Consider the following 19,256-nt stretch of genomic DNA (forward strand, 5'->3'; position numbering starts at 1 on the left):
GGAACTGCGCGGCCAGCCCTCACCGGCCCGCAGATTCGGAACCTCCGCCCAGCTGGGCAGTGAGATCTCCACGCGGGCAGTCAGACCGCCCGCCGCCGCTGCGCGGCCTTCCGCGTCATCATCCGCGCCTTGCGCACGGTCACGATGACCCCGGCCACCAGGGTCCCCCCGTACAACCACCCCGCGTGCATCGCGAGGGCGGTGACGAGGCCCATCAGCCGGCCGCCGAAGCCGCCCTCGCTGTCGGCGATGGGCAGGAGGCCGACGGCGAAGGCGATCGGCACGGCGACGACCGCGGTGACGAGGTCGGCCCGCCGTACCCACACCGCGGTCAGTACGCAGACCGGCAGGAACAGCACTCCGTAGACGACGAGCGACGCCCCGAACAGCAACTGGATCAGACAGGCCAGCGCGAACATCGACGCGGCGCAGAACAGCCCGCTGCCCAGCCCGGTGAGCCGGGGGTTGGGAAACCGGCGTACCGCCTGCACGAGCGGTGAGACGGACATCGCGGTACGCGGGACACCGGCCCCGGCCTGCCGGGCCGTACGGGCACCGCCCCGCCCGGCCTGCGGGGGAAGGGACGAGCCGCCTCGCGACGGCTGTGACTGGGGAGGACGCGTCCTGTGTTGCTCCACTGGTCCAACTTAGGTCGGGTTATGTGCGGAATGCCCCCCTAGACACGCGCTTTGGCCGACCTTGGCCAAGCGTTCGATACGTCGCCGGTGCGAGGCGCGGCACGCCGTAGACTGGTGGATCGGCCCGAGCACCCTCCTGGCCCAGTCCTCGCCCCACACCCTCACGTACGGGAAGTCGCAACGTGTCGCTCACGATCGGAATCGTCGGTCTGCCGAATGTCGGCAAGTCGACCCTTTTCAACGCCCTGACCAAGAACGACGTGCTGGCGGCCAACTACCCGTTCGCCACGATCGAGCCGAACGTGGGCGTGGTCGGTGTCCCCGACGCCCGGCTGGCCAAGCTGGCGGAGATCTTCGGTTCGCAGAAGATCCTGCCCGCCACCGTGGACTTCGTCGACATCGCGGGCATCGTGCGCGGTGCGAGCGAGGGCGAGGGCCTGGGCAACAAGTTCCTCGCGAACATCCGCGAGTCGGACGCGATCTGCCAGGTCATCCGCGCCTTCAAGGACGAGAACGTCGTGCACGTGGACGGCAAGGTCTCGCCGAAGGACGACATCGAGACGATCAACACCGAGCTGATCCTCGCGGACCTGCAGACCATCGAGAAGGTCCTGCCGCGCCTCCAGCGGGAGTCGCGGATCAAGAAGGACGTCGTGGCGAAGGTGACCGCGATCGAGGCGGCGAAGGAGATCCTGGACGCGGGTCAGACGCTGTTCGCGGCGGGCATCACCCAGGGCTCGGACCAGGAGGCACTGCTCCACGACCTGCACCTGCTCACGGTCAAGCCGTTCCTGTACGTCTTCAACGTCGACGAGGACGAACTGACCGACGACGCGTTCAAGGCCGAGCAGAGCGCCCTGGTCGCCCCGGCCGAGGCGATCTTCCTCAACGCCAAGCTGGAGTCGGACCTCGCGGAGCTCGACGACGACGAGGCCATGGAACTCCTCCAGTCGGTCGGCGTGGAGGAGCCGGGTCTGGCCAGGCTCGCGCACGTCGGCTTCAACACCCTCGGCCTGCAGACCTACCTCACGGCCGGCCCGAAGGAATCCCGCGCCTGGACCATCAAGAAGGGCGCGACCGCCCCCGAGGCCGCCGGGGTCATCCACACCGACTTCCAGAAGGGCTTCATCAAGGCGGAGGTCATCTCCTTCGAGGACCTGGTGGAGATGGGCTCGATCGCGGAGTCCCGAGCCAAGGGCAAGGCCCGCATGGAGGGCAAGGACTACGTGATGCAGGACGGCGACGTGGTGGAGTTCCGCTTCAACGTCTAGTCCCCCTGTGCGTCGCCCCCTCGGCGTCGCCCGTTTCGCACCGCCCCCCGGCCCGCCTTCGCGCGGGTCAGGGGGCGTTTCGCTGTCTGGTGCTCCCGGAGGGCGCGCACGTGTTCCTGACCGGCCGGCGCAGGAGCGGGCCTCGCCTCCGGGCAGAGCGGCTTCATCCTCGGAGCCAACCTCTACGTCGACGGCGGTGAGAACCAGCTCTGACGGCCGGCCGCGACGCCCGTACGACCCGATGTCCCCCACGTGAGCGACAAGCGATGCCCACCTCGGCGGGACGTTCCGGGGTGCCCCCTCCTCATAGCGTTCCTCTCGACGAGGGGGCGGCCGGGCCGCCGGTCGAGGAGGGGAAGATCTGATGTCTCTCAGGAACACGCGGGCCGTGCGGTGGGTCGAGCACCAGTACACGCAGTCGCGCTTCGAGCCCACGCGCCGCGTGTGGCCGGCCGGGGCGCGGCTGGCGGTGCTGGTGGTGCTGTTCGTCCTGGTGACGGGCCTCGCCGCGAGGATGAGGAGCGCGGCGGGCGACAACCCGGTGCTGTCCCTGCTGGTCGGCGCCGTATCCGTGCTGATCGCCCTCACGGTCTACGCGGCGGCGGTACGGTTCCTCGAACAGCGTCCCGCCACCGAGCTGGACACCGCCGCCGCCGGGTCCGGCCTGCGAGTCGGTGTCGCCGTCGGCCTCGGACTCTTCGCCGTGACGCTCGCGCTGATCGCCCTGTTCGGCGGCTACGGCACGAAGGGCGGGGTGGCCGTCGGCGGTGCCCTGACCGTCCTCGGCATGATGGCCGGGGTCGCGGTCGTCGAGGAACTCCTCTTCCGCGGCATCGTCTTCCGCCTCGTCGAGGAACTCACCGGCACCTGGGGCGCGATGGTGATCTCGGGCCTGCTCTTCGGCGGCCTGCACCTGGCCAACTCCGACGCCACCGTGTGGGGCGCGCTGGCCATCGCCGTCGAGGCCGGCCTGATGCTCGGCGCCTGTTACGCGGCCACCCGCACCCTGTGGATGCCGATCGGCCTGCACTTCGGCTGGAACTTCGCCCTGAGCGGCATCTTCGGCGTCACGGTCTCCGGCAACGACGACATGCCCGCCGGTCTGCTCCACGGTGTGCTGTCCGGCCCCGAGGCGATCACCGGCGGCGGCTTCGGCCCGGAGGCCGGCGTCTTCGCGATCCTCGTCTGCGCCGTTCCCACGGTCGTGTTCCTGCGGACGGCCAGGCGCCGGGGTCGCGTCTTCACCCGCCACCAGCCTCGGTCCGCGGGGACGTCCGCCGCGTCCTGAGCGGCGCGGGGCCGCGGAGGCCGGTCAGGTCACCAGTCCCTGGCGGTACGCGTACACCACCGCCTGCACCCGGTCGCGGAGATTGAGCTTCGCCAGGATGCGGGAGACGAAGGTCTTGACCGTTTCCGGACTGATCACGAGCGTCGCGGCGATCTCGCTGTTGGAGAAGCCGTTCGCGATCAGGCGCAGCACCTCCAGCTCACGCGGCGTCAGCGGGATGTCCTGCGGGGCGCCGCCGTCGGCGGGGCGGATGCGGGCGGCGTAACGGCCCACGAGGCGGCGGGTCACCTCGGGGTCCAGCAGGGCCGCGCCGGCGCCCACGGTCCTGATCCCGTGCAGGAGCTGGGCCGGGGGAGCGTCCTTGAGCAGGAAACCGCTCGCGCCCGCGCGCAGCGCCTCGTACACGTACTCGTCCAGGTTGAACGTGGTCACCACGAGTACCTTGACGGGGTGCGGCACCCCGGCGCCGGCCAGCAGGCGGGTGGCCTCGATGCCGTCGAGCACCGGCATGCGGACGTCCATCACCACGACGTCCGGGCGCACCCGGGCGGCGAGGTCGACCGCGGCCTGTCCGTCCCCGCACTCGCCCGCCACCTCCAGGTCGGGCTGCGCGTCGATGATCGTCACCAGGCCGGTGCGGATCAGCACCTGGTCGTCGCAGACCAGGACCCGGATCGGTGCGGTCGCGGAGGTGGTCCCGGGCGTGGTCACGAAGGGCTCCCGGCGGGTATGCGCGCCCGGACGACGAAGCCGCCGGCGGTCGCCCGGCCCGCGCTGAATTCGCCGCCCAGTACGTCGACCCGCTCGCGGAGACCGGCGAGGCCCCGCCCGCTCCCGCCGGGGGACCCGGCCCCCGAGCCGGAACCGTCCGTGGTGACCTCCACGATGATCTCCTTCTGGGCGTGCCGTACCCGAACCGAGGTCCGGCTGCCGTGAGCGTATTTGAGGGCGTTGGTCAGGGCCTCCTGCACGACCCGGAAGGCCACGAGATCGGCGCTGCCGGTCGACTCCGCCGGGGTGCCCTCCTCGGTGAACTCCACCGGCTGCCCGGCCAGCCGCGTCTGTTCCACGAGCGTGAGCAGCCTGCCCACGGGCGGCGTCCTTGCTTCCGCGGCGTGACCGGTGCCGTGGTCGGGGTTGAGCAGGTCGAGCAGATGCCGCAGATCGGCGATGGCCCGCCGGCCGGTGTCGGTGACGGCGGTCAGGGACCGGTCGAGGCGCTCGGGCGAGGCGGTGAGATAGCGCGCGGCCTCCGCCTGCACGACCATCGCCGTCACATGATGGGTCACGACGTCGTGCAACTCCCGGGCGATACGGGTGCGTTCGGCGGTCCGGGTCTCCTCGGCGATACGGAGCCGGTGTTCGCTGTCCGCGACCCGGGTCGAGCGCAGCCACGACCCCAGGCCCCATGCCAGGACCATCGACAGATAGAACGTCACGAGTTCGCTCGGCGGCTCGCCCGGATCGAGCCGGGCGAACGCGACCGCCAGGGGCACGTACGCCACGGAGAAGACGATCGCGACGGTACGGCGACGCTGTTCCAGGTGGGCGCCCGCGCTCAGCAGGGCGATCGGCAGGGCGGTGCTCGCGAACGAGTGGTAACCGAGGAGCTGGTCGACGGCGAACCCCGCCGACACCAGGGCGAGGCAGACGGCCGGCCGGCGGCGGCGCACGACGAGCGGGAAGCTCTGGAGGGCGAGGACCAGAAGGGCCTGGGCGTCCAGGGGACGGGTCGGCAGACCACCGATCTGCGTCCCGTGGGACTCCGGTACGAACGAGACGGCGAACAGCAGCAGCCCGAGCGGAAGGTCCCGGACGGTCACATCGGCATGGCGCCACCACTGCGGGGCCCGCCGCCGGACCAGGGCGGGCCACCGGTTCAGGGCCCGCCGCAGAGTGACGGTCCCGATGATCGGGGGAGTGATCATCGGGGGAGTGTAGCGGTGGCCTCGACGCGCCCGGCACGGCTGCGACGCGGCACCACATGGCCGCGCCGGTGGGCGAGCCACATGAGCACGATCGTCGCCAGCACGCAGAACAGCACCGCGTACACGCTTCCCTCCGGGCCGAAGTCGCCGCCGGTGAGCAGGGACGGGCCCGACATGGAGGAGTCCAGCAGCCCGGGAGGGGTGTCGTTGCCCGAGACCTCGGTACTGAAGACGCCGGACGCGGCGAAGTTCCAGCCGAAGTGCAGGCCGATGGGCAGCCACAGCGAGCGGGTGGCGACGTACGCGGCGGTGAGCATGCCGCCCGCCTCGATGGCGATGGCGGCGGCGCCCCACGCACTGGCGTTGGGGTTGAGCAGGTGGGACAGGCCGAAGAGCGTGCCGGTCAGCACCAGGGCGATCCAGGTGCCGATGCGCTCCTCGGCGATACGGAACAGGACGCCGCGGAACATCAGTTCCTCCGTCACCGCGGCGGCGGCCATGAAACCGAGCAGGCCCATCGCGCCCGACCGCGAGTCGATCCCGTCGACGTCGTAGTACCCGGAGGTGAAGAGGTTGACCATGACGGCGGTGAACAGCGCGGCGCCGATCAGCGTTCCGCGGCCCAGCGCGGCGGGCGCTTGCTCCAGATCCAGTTCGGTGACCGGCCGCCGCTCGGTCCGCCCCACCACCCACCGGTAGACGTACACCGCGAGGACCGCTGCCGGTATGCCGATGGCCAGTTGGAGCCACGGTTCGCCGTCCGCCGCCGTGACCCCCTGACCACCGACGAAGGCGACCGCGACGACGGCCACGAGCTGCCAGACGAACCTCATGAGGACTCCCACACCTGAGCCGCGGCCGAGTGCCGCGGGCTGTGCAGAAAGCTATGGATCCGGCGGCCGGGAATCGTCACCGTCCGGTGGACACCTGCGCGTAGCTCGGACGGGGGACAGATCCGCGATGGCGGCGGACGTGCCTTTTCCCCCGCGGTGGGAACCGGGCGGGGCCCGCCGCGCGTTGAGCGGTACACAGGGACCGGCAGGGGAACGGCAAAGGACCGTCGGGGGGATTCCATGGCGTACGAACGGCAGGGCGTGGGCCCTCCCGCTCCGCTGTCGCGCGGTGAGCGGGCAAGGAGCGCGGCCCTGCTGACCGGCGGCTGGGTCGCCCTGCTGTGGGTGCTCGAAGGCATCGACGCGGCGAGCGGCCATGCCCTGGACACGTTCGGCATCAGCCCGCGCGAGTTCGGCGAGCTGCGTGACATCGTGCCCGCCGCCTTCCTGCACTTCGGCTTCGACCATCTCGCGGCGAACAGCCTGCCGCTGCTCGTCCTCGGCTTCCTGGCCGCGCTGTCCGGCATCCGCCGCTTCCTCGCCGTCGTCACGGTGACGATCCTCGTCAGCGGCCTGGGCGTCTGGCTCACCGCGCCCGCCCACTCCCTGACCGCGGGCGCGTCCGGCGTCGTGTTCGGCCTCTTCGGCTATCTGGTGGTACGGGGCTTCGTGGACCGCCGCATCGGTGACGTGATCGTGGGACTGCTCGTCGGCGCGGTGTACGGCTCGATCCTGTGGGGCGTCCTGCCGACGGCGACCGGAGTCAGCTGGCAGGGACATCTCTTCGGACTGCTGGGCGGAGTGGCCGCGGCCTTCGCGTTCCGCAGGCCCCGCGAGGCCCGAATACGCGTATAGCCGACAGCGTGCGTGTATCGCCGTCGGCGTGCACGTGGAGCCGAGGCTGTGCGCCCGGAGATGACGCCGTACGCGTACGGCCGAAGCCGTGCGCGTGGAGACGGCGGCCGGGGCCGGGCATACGAGCTGGTCCGGAGCGCCCCCCCGGTGCGCCCCGGACCGAATGCGCCCTGCCCCCCACTTGCGGCCCCAGGTTGGACAGGACGTCACCGACGGGCCTCTTCCCCCAAAGAGCGCCCGTCGGCGACGAACTCGTGCGGCCCGTCCGGGCAGGCCGCACCTGTGCGGGTCACCGGCACCGTTCGACAGGGCCGGGGCGACACCGTGCGCGCACGCTCGTGCCGCCGATGGCCAGTGCTCCTGTCTGCCGGTGACCAAGCCCTCGCTCCCGATAGGCTCCGCACGGACAGGTTCGTACGTTTCCGCGGCGATGTGGAGTGGTCTGCTGTTGCCAGCGCGCTTTTGGCAACACGGGGCGGGCAGCGGACTGTTGGGGGGATGACGATCGAGGACAACGCCCTGGGTGCCGAGCTGCGCCGCCGCCGGGTCGCGGCAGGACTGTCGCTCAGCGAACTGGCCCACAAGGTGCACTGCAGCCGCAGCTTCCTGAGCCGGGTCGAGACCGGTCAGCGACGAGCGTCCGTGGAGCTGGCACAGCTGTGCGACCAGGTGCTGGAGGCCAACGGGGCGTTGACGGACCTGGCCGCGCCGAGCCCGGACTCCTTACCGAGGCCGGCCAGGACCGGGTCCGGCAGACGGACGGCCCGGCCGGCCGGCGGAGGTCACGCGTCGCGGGCCGGTGCCCAGCGGCGCCAGGAGTTCGACCGGCTGCTCAGACGCGGCGACCTGAGCCACACCACCGGTGACATGCGGGAGGCCGACCGTCTCTACCGGGCCGCGCTGCACGGTGCCGCGGAGGATCCCCGGGCCCAGGCCGAGGCCGTGATCCGGATGGCCCGCCGCTGGTCGGACCCCGGGCAGGTCGACCACGAACTGCTGCATCTGATCAGGAACAGCCTCGCCGAGTTACAGGCCGACGGCGGGGCCGAGGCCGTGGGCCTGCGGCTGCGCCTCACCGCGCACCTGGCCAAGAAGGTGGCCATGGCGGTCAGCGAGGACACCGCCGCCGGCCGGGTGGGCCCCGAGGAAGGGGCCGGACTCGCCGCCGACACCCTGAGCCGATTATCGGCGGCCGGCAGGGACAGCAGGGACAGCAGGGACAGCAGGGACAGCAGGGACAGCAGAGACGTCCGGGAGGGCAGGGACGTTCGGGACGACGAGGTGCGCTGCGAAGTGCTCACCGAATGCCGCTGGGCGCGCTACGACTTCGCACCGGCGGCCGACGCCCTGGCACTGTCCCAGCGACTGCACGCCGCCGCCGTCCGGCTCGACTCACCCTACTTCCACGGCGAGGCGCTCATGGCCCTCGTCATCGACCAGCTGCGCACCGGCAGGGTCTACAGCGCACTGGCCACCGCGAGCCAGTACCGCAAGTACGCCGCCGACACCCGCAGCGTCCTCGTCACCTGGCAGCGGCACACCCTGGACGCCCTGCTCGACCTGTGGCACGGCAGGTTCGACGTGGCGGCGGACTGGATCCTCGGCGAGTCGCCGAAGTACATCGAAGGACTGCACACCGATCTGGCGGTACCCGCCGACGCCCTGCGCCAGACCCGGCTCGGCCAGGCCTTCTGGCTGCTGCGCGAACAGGGCCGGATGGCGGAGCTGTTCACCTCGGACCTGGCCGAGGACGTCGAACGGCACGCCTACTTCCCCATCTGGCGGGCCGGCCTCGCGCTCGCCCTCTGCGAGACGGGACAGCACGCCGAGGGAGCGGACCTGCTGGCGGGCTTCGCCGCCGACACCGTCGCCTTCAGCCGCTTCCCGCCCTCCGGCTGGGCGGTGCCCACCCTCGTCGTACTCGCCGAGGTCTGCGCGGCCCTGGACATCCAGGGGGGATACGAGGATCGGCTGAGGGAGCTGCTGCCGGGACTGCGCGAGCGGTTGGCGCCGCACGACGGACAGCAGATCGCGCTCGCCGGCTGGCCCACCGTGCTGGTCGGCTCGACCGCGCGGGCGCGCGGCCTGCTGGCGCTGGCCGCCGGGGAGCCGCAGGCCGCGCTCGGCCATTTCCGGCAGGGCGCCGTACCGGCCCGTTCGTCGCAGCCGGAACTGGCCCGGCTCAGGCTGGCCGAGGCCCGCGCGCTGCGCGGCGTCGGCGGTCCCGGCAACGAGGACCGGGCGCGGAGCCTGTTGCGGGAGGCCCTGCGCAGCGCACGGGCCTACGGCATGGCGCAGCTCGCGGCACAGTGCGGGCGCCTCCTGGGGGATCCGGCGGACACCGACCGCGTCTGACCACGTCTGACCGCAGTTGACCGTGGCTCCACGGGTGGTCCGCGCGCCGCACGGTCCGGGCCCGTTGTCGTACCCCCGTGCGAGGATGACCGCTCGATCGGGGTCTGCGGGGTATGGCGGGGTATGAGGGGCGTCATGGCGGAGGGCGAGAGGGCTGTCGGCGGCCCCGTGGCGGTGGGGCGCAAGGCGCGCGAGGTCATCGCGCGGGGCGAACGGCTGGGCGGGCTCGCCCGGAACGTGCTCGCCGACCACGCCCGCGCGGTGGAGCAGGTACGGACCGCCCTGGCGCCGCTCGTCGCCGAACTGGTAGCCCAGGAGCTGGAGGGCATCCCGGTTTCCCGGCTGAAGGACGTCACCGAGGGGCGGCTGCGGCTCGGGGCCCTGGAGGGCGCCGGATTCGGCAGCGTACGGCCGGTGTTCGAGGCGAGCCGCTACGAGCTGCGGCAGATTCCGGGAGTCGGCGCGCAGACCGCCGACCAGGCGCTCGCCGCCGCCCGGCAGATCGCCCGCGCCCTGGAAGAGACCGTGTCCGTACGGATCGACGTGGATCATCCGGAGCCACGGAGCACGGCACTTGTCATCGCGCTGCGGCGGATCGTCGAGGCGGGGCCCGACCTGCGCCGGGCCGTGGACGCGGCCAAGGCGCTGGAGCGGCGGCTCGCGGCGCTCCTGGTGGCGGCACGGCCGGCCGGCGGGCGGCTGCGGATGGCGCTGCTCGGCAGGGCCGGACGGGTAAGCGCGCTGGCGGCGGTGGCCGAGCTGCGCGCACTCGTCGCCGACGCCGTCTCCAAGGGCGTACCGATGCTGCTCACGCAGGCCTCCACCGATCTGCTGCGGGAGTCCTCGTCCGACGCCGGGGCGTGGGTGGACTTCGAGCTGCGGTCCGCGGAGTACTACAGCCAGCTCGCCGAGATCGCCGGCAGCGCCCCCGACGTCGAGGCGTCCGAGGGGTTTCTGCCGGCGGAGGTCGCCGAGCGGGTGCACGCTCAGGGACTCGACGACACCCACCGCCGGGTCTCGCTGCGCGGCTACCAGTCCTTCGGCGCGCGGTTCGCGCTGGCCCAGCGGCGGGTCGTCCTCGGCGACGAGATGGGGCTCGGCAAGACGATCCAGGCCATCGCGGTCCTCGCGCACCTCGCCGCCGACGGGCACCGGCACTTCCTGGTGGTGTGCCCGGCGAGCGTACTGATCAACTGGACGCGGGAGATCGGCTCCCGCAGCACCCTGCGCGCGGTGCCCGTGCACGGCCCCGACCGGCTGGACGCGTACGCCGAGTGGCGTGAGCGCGGTGGGGTCGCGGTCACCACCTTCGACGTGCTGCACAGCCTGCCGGACCCGAAGAAGACCGAACCGCATCCGCTGGACGCGCCCGCCGCGCTCGTCGTCGACGAGGCCCACTACGTGAAGAATCCCGAGGCCCGTCGTTCCCGGGCGGTGGCCCGCTGGACGAACCGCTGCGAGCGGGTGCTGTTCCTCACGGGTACGCCCATGGAGAACCGTGTCGAGGAGTTCCGTACGCTCGTCCGCTATCTGCAGCCCGATCTGGTGCCGAGGATCCAGGGCAGCGACGCCGTCGCCGGGCCGCACACCTTCCGCCGCTCCGTCGCCCCGGCCTATCTGCGGCGCAATCAGCGGGATGTGCTGACCGAACTGCCCGCGCTGGTTCAGGTCGACGAGTGGGAGGAGTTCAGCGCGGCCGACGAGGACGCCTATCGGGAGGCGGTCGCCGCGGGGAATTTCATGGCGATGCGCAGAGCGGCGTACGCGCACGCGGAGAAGTCGGCGAAGCTGCAGCGGTTGCGTGAGCTGGTGACCGAGGCGGCGGCGAACGAGTTGAAGGTCGTCGTCTTCTCGTACTTCCGGGACGTGCTCGCCGCCGTGCAGGGAGCCCTGGGAGACGGGGGCGCCGGTGGGGTGGGGGTGGGGGTGTGGTGCTGGGGCCGTTGGCCGGAGGTGTGCCGGCGGTGCGTCGGCAGCAGCTCGTCGACGAGTTCGCCGCCGCGGAGGGGCACGCGGTGCTGCTCTGCCAGATCGAGGCGGGTGGGGTCGGGCTCAATCTGCAGGCCGCGTCCGTAGTGATCCTGTGCGAGCCGCAGGTCAAGCCGACGCTGGAGCATCAGGCCGTCGCGCGGGCACATCGGATGGGGCAGGTGCGGTCGGTGCAGGTGCATCGGTTGCTCGCGGCGGACAGCGTGGATGATCGGCTGTTGCGGATCCTTGAGAGCAAGGGGCGGTTGTTCGACGCGTATGCGCGGCGCAGTGAGGTGGCTGAGGCTTCGCCTGACGCGGTTGATGTCTCCGACGGGGCGATCGCGCGGCGGATTGTGGAGGAGGAGCAGGAGAGGTTGGCTTGTGCGCCGCGCGCTTGAGGGGGTGCGCCGTTCCCCGCGCCCCCATTGGGGCCGCGCGCCTTGAGGCGAAAGGCGAAAAGATTGCGCCGTTTCCCGCGCCCCTGGTCGGGGCCGCGCGCCTTGAGGCGAAAGGCGAAAAGATTGCGCCGTTCCCCGCGCCCCTGACAGGTCCGCGCGCCTTACAGCCAAAAGCGAAAAGACTGCGCCGTTCCCCGCGCCCCTATTAGGGTCGCGCCGCTGATTTGGTGCGCGCCCGTGAAGTTCTACTTTCGGTTTGCTCCGCATAGGGGGATCACCTTTGTGCGGGGGGTCTGGGGGGTCTCTCTGGTGGCTGCCCAGCAGGCCGCCGCTGTGGGTTCCACGTACAGGCCCTGGGAGGCCAGGTCGGTCTGCGCGTGGCGGATCTGGTCCTCCGTCACGGTGAGGAACGTGCCGCCCGACTCCCGTACCGCGCGCAGGATCTGGCGGGCCCTCGGCGGGCGCGGGATCGCGATGCCCTCGGCGAACGTGGGGGCCGCCGGGGTGACCCCGACCAGGTCGTCCGCCCCCTCGTGCCAGGCGCGGGCGAGTGGGGCGACCGCGGCGGACTGGACCGCGTACAGCGCGGGTCTGCGGTCGATCAGGCCCGCCCCGTGCAGTTCGGCGACGGCGAGTGCCGCGCCGAGCAGGAGCGTGCCGTTCCCGACGGGGACGACGAGCACCTCCGGGAGCCGTCCGCCCAGCTCCTCCCACACCTCGTGGACGTACGTCTTCGTGCCGTGCAGGAAGTACGGGTTGAAGACGTGCGAGGCGTAGAACGTGCCCTCCTCGTCCGCCGCCTCCCGGGCCGCCGACGCGGTCGCCTCACGGCCGCCCGGGACCGTCTCCACCCGGGCCCCGTGCGCCGCGATCTGCTCCAGCTTCTTCGCGGACGTGCCCTCGGGCACGTACACCGTGCACGACAGCCTGGCCCGGGCGCAGTACGCGGCGACGGCCGTGCCCGCGTTGCCGCTGCTGTCCGCGACGACCCGCCGGGGCCGCAGCCGCAGGGCCAGCTCGGCGAGCATGACGGCCCCGCGGTCCTTGAAGGAGAGCGTCGGCATGAGGAAGTCCAGTTTGGCCGTGACGCCCTCCCGGAGGGGGACCAGCGGGGTGCGGCCCTCGCCCAGGGACACCGAGGGGGCCGGCAGCGGCAGGCACTCCGTGTACCGCCACAGTGAGTTGACCCTGCCCGTCAGGGACTTGAGGGGCGCGGGCGTCGGCGCGAAGTCCAGGTCGAGCGGGCCGCGGCAGACCGGGCAGCACCACGCGAGCGAGTCCGTGGGGACGCGCGTGCCGTCCACCGGGCAGAAGCAATCCGGCAAGGGAGTCATTCCCGCAGGTTAGATGCCCGATTCGGTGACGGGGCGTCACGGCTGGCATATGGCAGTTGCGTTGCCTCCGTGCAGGGCTCTTGTGCATTGCCTGTGAGAGCCGCCATGTTTCTGGCTGAGCGCATGGTTCGCATGGTTCGGCGTGCTGAACAAGCCGGAGCGAACCACGGCGTGAACCTGCCCCTCGCGCGCCCGTGCGAGCCGCACCACCTTGTGAGTGCACGACGGCACCTGTCTCATCGCCGCACCACCAGCGCACCATCCGTGCACCATCCGTGCACCACCGATCGAGGAGGATCCCTCAGATGGCAGTGCTGCGTCATGCCCGGCGAAACGTAGGGCGAAGAGTTGCCGGGATCGCTGTCGGTATCGGCTCGGCCGCTCTCGTCGGCGGTCTCGTCTCGGCGCCCCCGGCCCAGGCCGCGGGCCCCGAAGGCTCCGTCCAGTACGCGGGCGCGCCCGGCTCGATCGCGGACAGCTACATCGTGACGCTCCACGCGGACGCCGCGAAGGCCGGTTCGGCCGAGGGCAGGGCCCTGGCGAAGGAGTACGGCGCCACCATCGAGCGTACGTACGACAAGGCGCTGAACGGGTACGCCGTCGAGGCGAGCGCGGCCGAGGCGAAGCGGTTCGCCGCCGATCCGGCCGTCGCCTCCGTCGTCCAGAACCGGGTCTTCTCGATCGAGACGACCCAGCCCAACCCGCCCTCCTGGGGGCTGGACCGCATCGACCAGGCAGCCCTTCCGCTGAACCAGAGCTACACCTACGACGACACCGCCGGTGAGGGCGTCACCGCGTACATCATCGACACCGGTGTCCGCATCAGCCACACCGACTTCGGCGGCCGGGCCTCCTACGGCTACGACGCCGTCGACAACGACAACACCGCCCAGGACGGCCACGGCCACGGCACGCACGTCGCCGGTACGGTCGGCGGCACGGCGTACGGCGTCGCCAAGAAGGCGAGGATCGTCGGTGTGCGGGTGCTCAACAACTCGGGCTCCGGAACCACCGCCCAGGTCGTCGCGGGCATCGACTGGGTGACGTCCCACGCGGTCAAGCCGGCCGTCGCCAACATGAGCCTCGGCGGCACCGCCGACACCGCGATCGACACCGCCGTACGCAACTCCATAGCGTCCGGCGTCACCTACGCCGTGGCGGCCGGCAACGAGAGCACCAACGCCTCCACCCGCTCGCCCGCCCGGGTCGGCGAGGCCATCACGGTCGGCGCCACCACCAGCACCGACGCCAGGGCGAGCTACTCCAACTACGGTGCCGCCCTCGACCTCTTCGCCCCCGGCTCGTCCATCACCTCGGCCTGGGGTACGGGCGACAGCGCGACCAACACCATCTCCGGTACGTCGATGGCGACGCCGCATGTCACCGGGGCCGCCGCGCTCTACCTGGCGGACGACCCGACCGCCGCGCCTGCCGCCGTGCAGAGCGCGCTGGTCGCCGCGGCCACGACCGGGGTCGTCGGCGGGCCCGGCACCGGGTCGCCGAACCGGCTGCTGCGGGTGGGGGGCGGGGGTACGACGCCGCCGCCGACCGGTTCGTACTTCGAGAACACGGCGGACTACGCGATCGCGGACAACTCCACGGTGAACTCGCCTCTCGTGGTGAGCGGGGTCGCGGGGAACGCGCCCGCGGCGCTCAGTGTGCCGGTGAGCATCGTGCACACGTACATCGGTGACCTTCAGGTGCAGCTGGTCGCTCCCGACGGGAGTGTCTACACCCTGAAGGCGTACGGGGTGGGGGGTTCCACGGACAACATCGACGCCACGTACACGGTGAACGCGTCTTCCGAGGTGGCCAATGGGACGTGGACGTTGAGGGTGAGCGACAACGCGTCGCGCGACACGGGGTACGTGAACGCATGGGGCCTGCAGTTCTGACCCTTACGCCACTCCTCCCACCCCCGCCACTGCATGGGGGCTGCGCCCCTTCGCCCCCCTGATCGCGCTCCGCGCTCGTCCTCAAACGCCGGACGGGCTGGAGGTCCGCGGGCGGACTGAAGCCCTCAGCCCACCCGCGACCCTCCAGCCCCTCGGCTACCTCTGAGCCCGTCCGGCCACCCCTAAGTCCTTCGGTTACCTCTGAGCCCGCCCGGCCACCCCTAAGTCCTTCGGTTACCTCTGAGCCCGCCCGGCCACCCCTAAGTCCTTCGGTTACCTCTGAGGCCGTCCTGCTACCCCTCAGCTCATCCGGCTCCCCCTCAGCCCGTCCGGCGTTTGAGGACGATGGGGGCGAGGGGGCGCAGCCCCCATGTGTGGACGGGAACGGGTAGGGGCGGCGGGGCGAGGGAAAGCTTGTTTCGCCCCGCCCGTACGCCGCTTACCATGCGCTTTGTCGCACAGACTTCCGCATCGGCGGACCGCGGCGCCCCACCCGGACGGACGAGGAGCACAGCACCAGTGGAGATACCCCCGCCCGCCGGGCCACAGCAGCCGCAAGGCCCGCAGGGCCCGCAGGGCCCACAAGCCCCGTACGGCGCATACCCGGGCCAGGGGCACTACCCGCCGCAGACCCCCGCCCCGTACGGCTACCAGCCCTGGGGACACGGCTACCCCCCGTACCACACCCCCGCCCCCGTCAACGGCCTCGCCATCTCCGCCCTGGTGCTCGGCATCCTCTGCTTCCTCCCCCTGGTAGGCCTGGTGCTCGGCCTCGTGGCGCTGGGGCAGATCAAGAGGAAGGGCGAGCGCGGCAAGGGCATGGCGATCGCCGGGATCGTCCTGTCCGGCCTCGGCACCGCGATCCTCGCCCTCGCCCTCGCCACCGGCGGCGCGGCCGGCTTCTGGGAGGGCTTCAAGGAGGGCGCGCGCGACGCGAGCGGCAGCGGCGCCGTCTTCTCCCTGGAGAAGGGCCAGTGCTTCGACACCCAGGGCGGTTCCCTGGAGGGCATGGCCTACGACGTCGACACGGTCTCCTGCGAGGGCGAGCACGACGGAGAGGTCTTCGCGAACTTCCCGCTGCCGGACGGCGGTTACCCCGGCGACGACGCCGTCACGGAGGCCGCCGACGACAAGTGCTACGCGCTCCAGTACGCCTACGCGATGGACTCCTGGGCCGTCCCGGACAACGTCGACATCTACTACTTCACGCCCACCGGCGACAGTTGGAGCTTCGGGGACCGCGAGATCAGCTGTGTTTTCGGCAACACGGACGAGAAGGGCACCCTGACCGGCTCCCTGCGCCAGGATGCGACGAACCTCGACACCCACCAGGTCGCCTACCTGAAGGCGGCCGAGGTCCTGAACGAGGCGATGGACTCCGCGCCCGAGGAGGAGTACGTCGAGGACGACCTGCCCGGTCACAAGGCCTGGGCGACCCGGGTCTCGGACGCCCTCACCGGGCAGGTCGGCCTGCTGCGCGGTCACCGGTGGCCCGCGAACGCCGAGAAGCCGGTCGCCACGCTCGTCGGGCACCTGGAGTCCGCGAAGAAGGAGTGGGCCGACGCGGCGAAGACCTCCGACGTGGACACCTTCTACGAGCACTACGGCCGGGCGCTGGACCTCACCGACGCGAAGAAGACCGTCACCACCCGCAAGGCCCTGGGGCTGGAATCGACCCCGCCGCCCCCGTACGAGGACGGCGGCGGTGACGACGGTGGTGACGGCGGTGGTGACGCCGACGACGGCAGCGGTGCCGACGGGGGTGGCGGGGGCGGCGCGGAGGCGTAACGCCAGCCCTAGCGGAAAGAAAGTGCCTGCGTAAAGCCCCCATACCCCCTACGTCATCACATCGAGTGATTCTCTGGCCTTTGCTTGCCTGGTAGAACCCACGGTTGCCACCCTGTTGCTGTCTGTACAACCTGAGGGAGTGGCCAGTGACATTCGGTGAGCAGCCGGCGTATCTGCGCGTCGCCGGCGATCTTCGCAAGAAGATCGTCGACGGATCGCTGCCACCGCACACCAGACTCCCGTCGCAGGCGAGAATCCGCGAGGAGTACGGGGTCTCGGACACGGTCGCCCTGGAGGCCCGCAAGGTGCTGATGGCCGAGGGGCTGGTCGAGGGCCGCTCCGGATCCGGCACGTATGTGCGCGCCCGCCCGGTGCCCCGCCGTGTCGCCCGCTCCGGATACCGGTCGGACAGCGGTTCCACCCCGTTCCGTCAGGAGCAGGCCGACCTGGCCGCCCGCGGTACGTGGGAGTCGCACAGCGCGCAGACGGAAGCGAGCGGCGCCGTCGCCGAGCGGCTCGGCATCGAGGCCGGCGAGCGGGTGATGTGCACGAAGTACGTCTTCCGGGACGCGGGCGAGGCGATGATGCTCTCCACCTCCTGGGAGCCCCTCGCCGTCACGGGCCGCACTCCGGTGATGCTCCCCGAGGAGGGCCCTCTCGGCGGCATGGGCGTGGTCGAGCGCATGGCCGCCATCGACGTGGTCGTGGACAACGTCACGGAGGAGGTGGGTGCCCGGCCCGGCCTCGCCGAGGAGTTGTCGGCGCTGGGGGGAGTGCCGGGCCATGTCGTGCTCGTCATCCAGCGCACGTACTACGCGTCGGGCCGGCCGGTGGAGACGGCGGACGTGGTCGTGCCGGCGGACCGGTACCGCATCGCGTACCACCTGCCGGTGAAGTAGGGCCCGACGGTGACCGTCCGTCGGGTGTCCGACGGGTGGCCCGCCGGTGCGATTCGGTCGTTCTGAGGACAGGGGCGGGGCCGGTCCGCGCGCCGTCGGCGCGGTACAGCGGGGGTGGCGGCGGGTGTCAGGGGGCGTATCCATGAGGATGCGCCCTCTTCTCGCTGGCCGGTTGCTTACGTCGTGTGTACCTCTTTGTGAAAAGCCGTATTCGCTGCGTGAAGGTAAGGCGTAGGCTCCGGCATATGCGGATTGCGGTTTCCTTATGGAACGGGGTCGGGCGCGAACCGGGGGCGGGGAGTGGAGGGGCGCGATGAACGACGGCACGATCACACTTCCCTGGCTTGTCGTCCGCCAGGACGACAACGGCAATCGCTATCGCGTCGGCAGGTACGCGACCAGGGCCGAGGCGCAGAAGATCGCGGACAGCCTCGACCACCGCGGCCACAAGCAGTTGTACTGGGTCGAGCGGATCGCGCAGAACGGCGCGCGGTGACGGCCGTTCGGTGAGTCCGGTGAGTCGGATGAGTCAGGTGAGTCGAGTGAGCGGCGCGGGAGGATGTCCGCCGCTCCCGTAGGCTCCCGCGCATGACCGAACCGATCGTGGTGGTGGGGGCCGCCGTGCTGAGGGACGGGCGGCTGCTCGCCGCGCGTCGCAGTGCGCCCGTGGAGTTGGCCGGGCGCTGGGAGCTTCCCGGGGGGAAGGTCGAGCCGGGGGAGAGTCCTGAGCGGGCTCTGGTCCGGGAGCTTCGTGAAGAGCTGGGGGTCGCGGCGGAGGTGGACCGGCGGGTGCCGGGGGAGTACGTCCTGCGGGCGCCCTATGTCTTGCGGGTCTGGACCGTGGGGTTGCTGCCGGGGTCGCCCGCGCCTCGGGCCCTTCAGGATCATGACGAGCTGCGGTGGCTGACGGTGGACGAGCTGTGGGACGTCGACTGGCTGGACCAGGACGTCCCGGCTGTCGCCGAGGTCGCGCGGGTGGTGTGGGAGGTTTTCTCGCCCCCGCCGCCCCTACCCGTTCCCGTCACTGACTCAGGGGCTCCGCCCCCGAACCCCCGGTCCTCAGACGCCGGACGGGCTGGGATGTAGCGGGACCGGCCGCAATCTTCAGCCCGTCCGGCGTTTCGCAATCTTCAGCCCGTCCGGCGTTTGAGGACAAGCGCGTCAGCGCGACAGGGGCCCCGGGGCGCAGCCCCCAGGGGGTGCGATACGCGCGTCGTACGTGGGACGCTCCCCCTCGCGGGGCGCGTGTGCAGCGTGAGGTGAACTCGGAGTACGCCGTTCGTGCCACGGCACGCCCCCGCGCGCGGTACTTCGCCCGGGATACCGGGTATGTGCCCATTAACCCGATGAAATCGGACATGGTCCGCCGCAGGCCTGGAAGTGAGCCGTGTGATGCACACCGAGGGCGATGTCGCCGAGTGGACCTTCCCGGCGGAGCCCGGCGCCGTCAGGACTGCCCGTTCCGTGGTCCGCGGTCAACTGCTCGCCTGGGGCCTCGACGCCCTGAGCGATGTGACGGCGCTGCTGGTCAGCGAGCTGGTCACCAACTCCCTGCGGTACGCCACCGGTCCGATCGGCGTCCGCCTCGTACGGCCCTCGGGCCCGCCGGACGCCTTGCTCGTGGAGGTCTCCGACCCGTTGCCCGACCCGCCCCGGGAGCGCGCCGCCCACCCCGACGACGAGACCGGCCGGGGGCTGCGGCTGGTGGCGGACTCCGCGCGCCGCTGGGGCACCAGACCAGGCGAAACGGGCAAGACGGTGTGGTTCGAGCTGGCTCTCCCCGGCTGATCTTCGCCCTTTCGG

At 71.5% G+C, this 19,256-nt stretch carries 15 protein-coding genes and 1 pseudogene; 11 read left to right on the plus strand and 5 right to left on the minus strand.

Features of this window, described 5'->3' with window-relative positions:
- Window positions 1-80 precede the first annotated feature (80 nt).
- Complete coding sequence (locus tag K3769_RS15750; RefSeq protein WP_267027061.1) at window positions 81-638, minus strand: DUF6542 domain-containing protein; 558 nt, start codon at window positions 636-638, stop codon at window positions 81-83.
- 182 nt (window positions 639-820) lie between these two features.
- On the opposite strand from K3769_RS15750, the gene ychF reads away from it, so the two are divergent.
- Together ychF and K3769_RS15760 are read left to right on the plus strand one after the other, a co-directional pair.
- Window positions 821-1,909: a redox-regulated ATPase YchF gene (ychF, locus tag K3769_RS15755; protein ID WP_267027062.1), complete on the plus strand. Its 1,089-nt coding sequence runs from the start codon at window positions 821-823 to the stop codon at window positions 1,907-1,909.
- A 364-nt stretch (window positions 1,910-2,273) separates the two neighbouring features.
- Window positions 2,274-3,197: a CPBP family intramembrane glutamic endopeptidase gene (locus K3769_RS15760; RefSeq protein WP_267027063.1), complete on the plus strand. Its 924-nt coding sequence runs from the start codon at window positions 2,274-2,276 to the stop codon at window positions 3,195-3,197.
- A 24-nt stretch (window positions 3,198-3,221) separates the two neighbouring features.
- Here K3769_RS15760 and K3769_RS15765 read toward each other — a convergent pair whose 3' ends face one another.
- Genes K3769_RS15765 through K3769_RS15775 form a run of 3 tightly spaced genes read right to left on the minus strand, consistent with a single transcriptional unit; the run spans window position 3,222 to window position 5,958 of the window.
- Window positions 3,222-3,908 carry a response regulator gene (locus K3769_RS15765; RefSeq protein ID WP_267027064.1) on the minus strand — a complete coding sequence of 229 codons (687 nt, stop codon included), beginning with the start codon at window positions 3,906-3,908 and terminating at the stop codon, window positions 3,222-3,224.
- Window positions 3,905-5,125, minus strand: coding sequence for a sensor histidine kinase (locus tag K3769_RS15770; protein ID WP_267027065.1), 1,221 nt, complete (start codon window positions 5,123-5,125; stop codon window positions 3,905-3,907). The genes K3769_RS15765 and K3769_RS15770 overlap by 4 nt, the downstream gene beginning before the upstream one ends.
- Window positions 5,122-5,958, minus strand: a complete 837-nt coding sequence (locus K3769_RS15775) for a CPBP family intramembrane glutamic endopeptidase (protein ID WP_267027066.1) — start codon at window positions 5,956-5,958, stop codon at window positions 5,122-5,124. The genes K3769_RS15770 and K3769_RS15775 overlap by 4 nt, the downstream gene beginning before the upstream one ends.
- A 240-nt stretch (window positions 5,959-6,198) precedes the next feature.
- Between K3769_RS15775 and K3769_RS15780 the strand changes: the two genes are divergently transcribed.
- The 3 genes and pseudogenes from K3769_RS15780 (at window position 6,199) to K3769_RS15790 (ending at window position 11,537) form a co-directional block, all read left to right on the plus strand.
- Window positions 6,199-6,813 (plus strand): rhomboid family intramembrane serine protease, encoded by a 615-nt coding sequence (locus tag K3769_RS15780; RefSeq protein WP_267027067.1) that lies wholly within the window; start codon window positions 6,199-6,201, stop codon window positions 6,811-6,813.
- 498 nt (window positions 6,814-7,311) lie between these two features.
- On the plus strand, window positions 7,312-9,168 hold the full coding sequence (locus K3769_RS15785) for a helix-turn-helix domain-containing protein (protein WP_267027068.1): 1,857 nt from the start codon (window positions 7,312-7,314) through the stop codon (window positions 9,166-9,168).
- 135 nt (window positions 9,169-9,303) lie between these two features.
- Window positions 9,304-11,537, plus strand: a pseudogene (locus tag K3769_RS15790) (DEAD/DEAH box helicase).
- A 245-nt stretch (window positions 11,538-11,782) separates the two neighbouring features.
- On the opposite strand, the gene K3769_RS15795 reads toward K3769_RS15790, so the two are convergent.
- On the minus strand, window positions 11,783-12,871 hold the full coding sequence (locus K3769_RS15795; protein WP_267027069.1) for a threonine synthase: 1,089 nt from the start codon (window positions 12,869-12,871) through the stop codon (window positions 11,783-11,785).
- Between the two features lie 305 nt (window positions 12,872-13,176).
- Here K3769_RS15795 and K3769_RS15800 point away from each other — a divergent pair, with 305 nt between their 5' ends.
- The 6 genes from K3769_RS15800 (at window position 13,177) to K3769_RS15825 (ending at window position 19,241) form a co-directional block, all read left to right on the plus strand.
- Window positions 13,177-14,766, plus strand: a complete 1,590-nt coding sequence (locus tag K3769_RS15800; RefSeq protein ID WP_267027070.1) for a S8 family peptidase — start codon at window positions 13,177-13,179, stop codon at window positions 14,764-14,766.
- 519 nt (window positions 14,767-15,285) lie between these two features.
- Window positions 15,286-16,554: a DUF4190 domain-containing protein gene (locus tag K3769_RS15805; RefSeq protein ID WP_267027071.1), complete on the plus strand. Its 1,269-nt coding sequence runs from the start codon at window positions 15,286-15,288 to the stop codon at window positions 16,552-16,554.
- 146 nt (window positions 16,555-16,700) lie between these two features.
- Window positions 16,701-17,453 (plus strand): GntR family transcriptional regulator, encoded by a 753-nt coding sequence (locus K3769_RS15810; RefSeq protein ID WP_267027072.1) that lies wholly within the window; start codon window positions 16,701-16,703, stop codon window positions 17,451-17,453.
- 313 nt (window positions 17,454-17,766) lie between these two features.
- Window positions 17,767-17,949: an SPOR domain-containing protein gene (locus K3769_RS15815; RefSeq protein ID WP_267027073.1), complete on the plus strand. Its 183-nt coding sequence runs from the start codon at window positions 17,767-17,769 to the stop codon at window positions 17,947-17,949.
- Window positions 17,950-18,041: 92 nt separating this feature from the next.
- A complete protein-coding gene (locus tag K3769_RS15820) occupies window positions 18,042-18,539 on the plus strand; it encodes a (deoxy)nucleoside triphosphate pyrophosphohydrolase (RefSeq protein WP_267027074.1) in 498 nt (165 codons plus the stop codon).
- A 306-nt stretch (window positions 18,540-18,845) separates the two neighbouring features.
- Window positions 18,846-19,241, plus strand: a complete 396-nt coding sequence (locus K3769_RS15825) for an ATP-binding protein (RefSeq protein ID WP_267027075.1) — start codon at window positions 18,846-18,848, stop codon at window positions 19,239-19,241.
- Window positions 19,242-19,256 lie beyond the last annotated feature (15 nt).

The sequence above is a fragment of the Streptomyces ortus genome (genome assembly GCF_026341275.1).
Taxonomy (GTDB): Bacteria; Actinomycetota; Actinomycetes; order Streptomycetales; family Streptomycetaceae; genus Streptomyces; species Streptomyces ortus.

What these genes read in the sequence shown, in the direction of transcription:
- K3769_RS15775 (WP_267027066.1), bottom strand. Translation starts at nt 5,958, where the DNA reads ATGAGGTTCGTCTGGCAGCTCGTGGCCGTCGTCGCGGTCGCCTTCGTC.
- K3769_RS15780 (WP_267027067.1), top strand. Translation starts at nt 6,199, where the DNA reads ATGGCGTACGAACGGCAGGGCGTGGGCCCTCCCGCTCCGCTGTCGCGC.
- K3769_RS15800 (WP_267027070.1), top strand. Translation starts at nt 13,177, where the DNA reads ATGGCAGTGCTGCGTCATGCCCGGCGAAACGTAGGGCGAAGAGTTGCC.
- K3769_RS15815 (WP_267027073.1), top strand. Translation starts at nt 17,767, where the DNA reads ATGAACGACGGCACGATCACACTTCCCTGGCTTGTCGTCCGCCAGGAC.
- K3769_RS15795 (WP_267027069.1), bottom strand. Translation starts at nt 12,871, where the DNA reads ATGACTCCCTTGCCGGATTGCTTCTGCCCGGTGGACGGCACGCGCGTC.
- K3769_RS15760 (WP_267027063.1), top strand. Translation starts at nt 2,274, where the DNA reads ATGTCTCTCAGGAACACGCGGGCCGTGCGGTGGGTCGAGCACCAGTAC.
- K3769_RS15825 (WP_267027075.1), top strand. Translation starts at nt 18,846, where the DNA reads ATGCACACCGAGGGCGATGTCGCCGAGTGGACCTTCCCGGCGGAGCCC.
- K3769_RS15820 (WP_267027074.1), top strand. Translation starts at nt 18,042, where the DNA reads ATGACCGAACCGATCGTGGTGGTGGGGGCCGCCGTGCTGAGGGACGGG.
- K3769_RS15770 (WP_267027065.1), bottom strand. Translation starts at nt 5,125, where the DNA reads ATGATCACTCCCCCGATCATCGGGACCGTCACTCTGCGGCGGGCCCTG.
- K3769_RS15785 (WP_267027068.1), top strand. Translation starts at nt 7,312, where the DNA reads ATGACGATCGAGGACAACGCCCTGGGTGCCGAGCTGCGCCGCCGCCGG.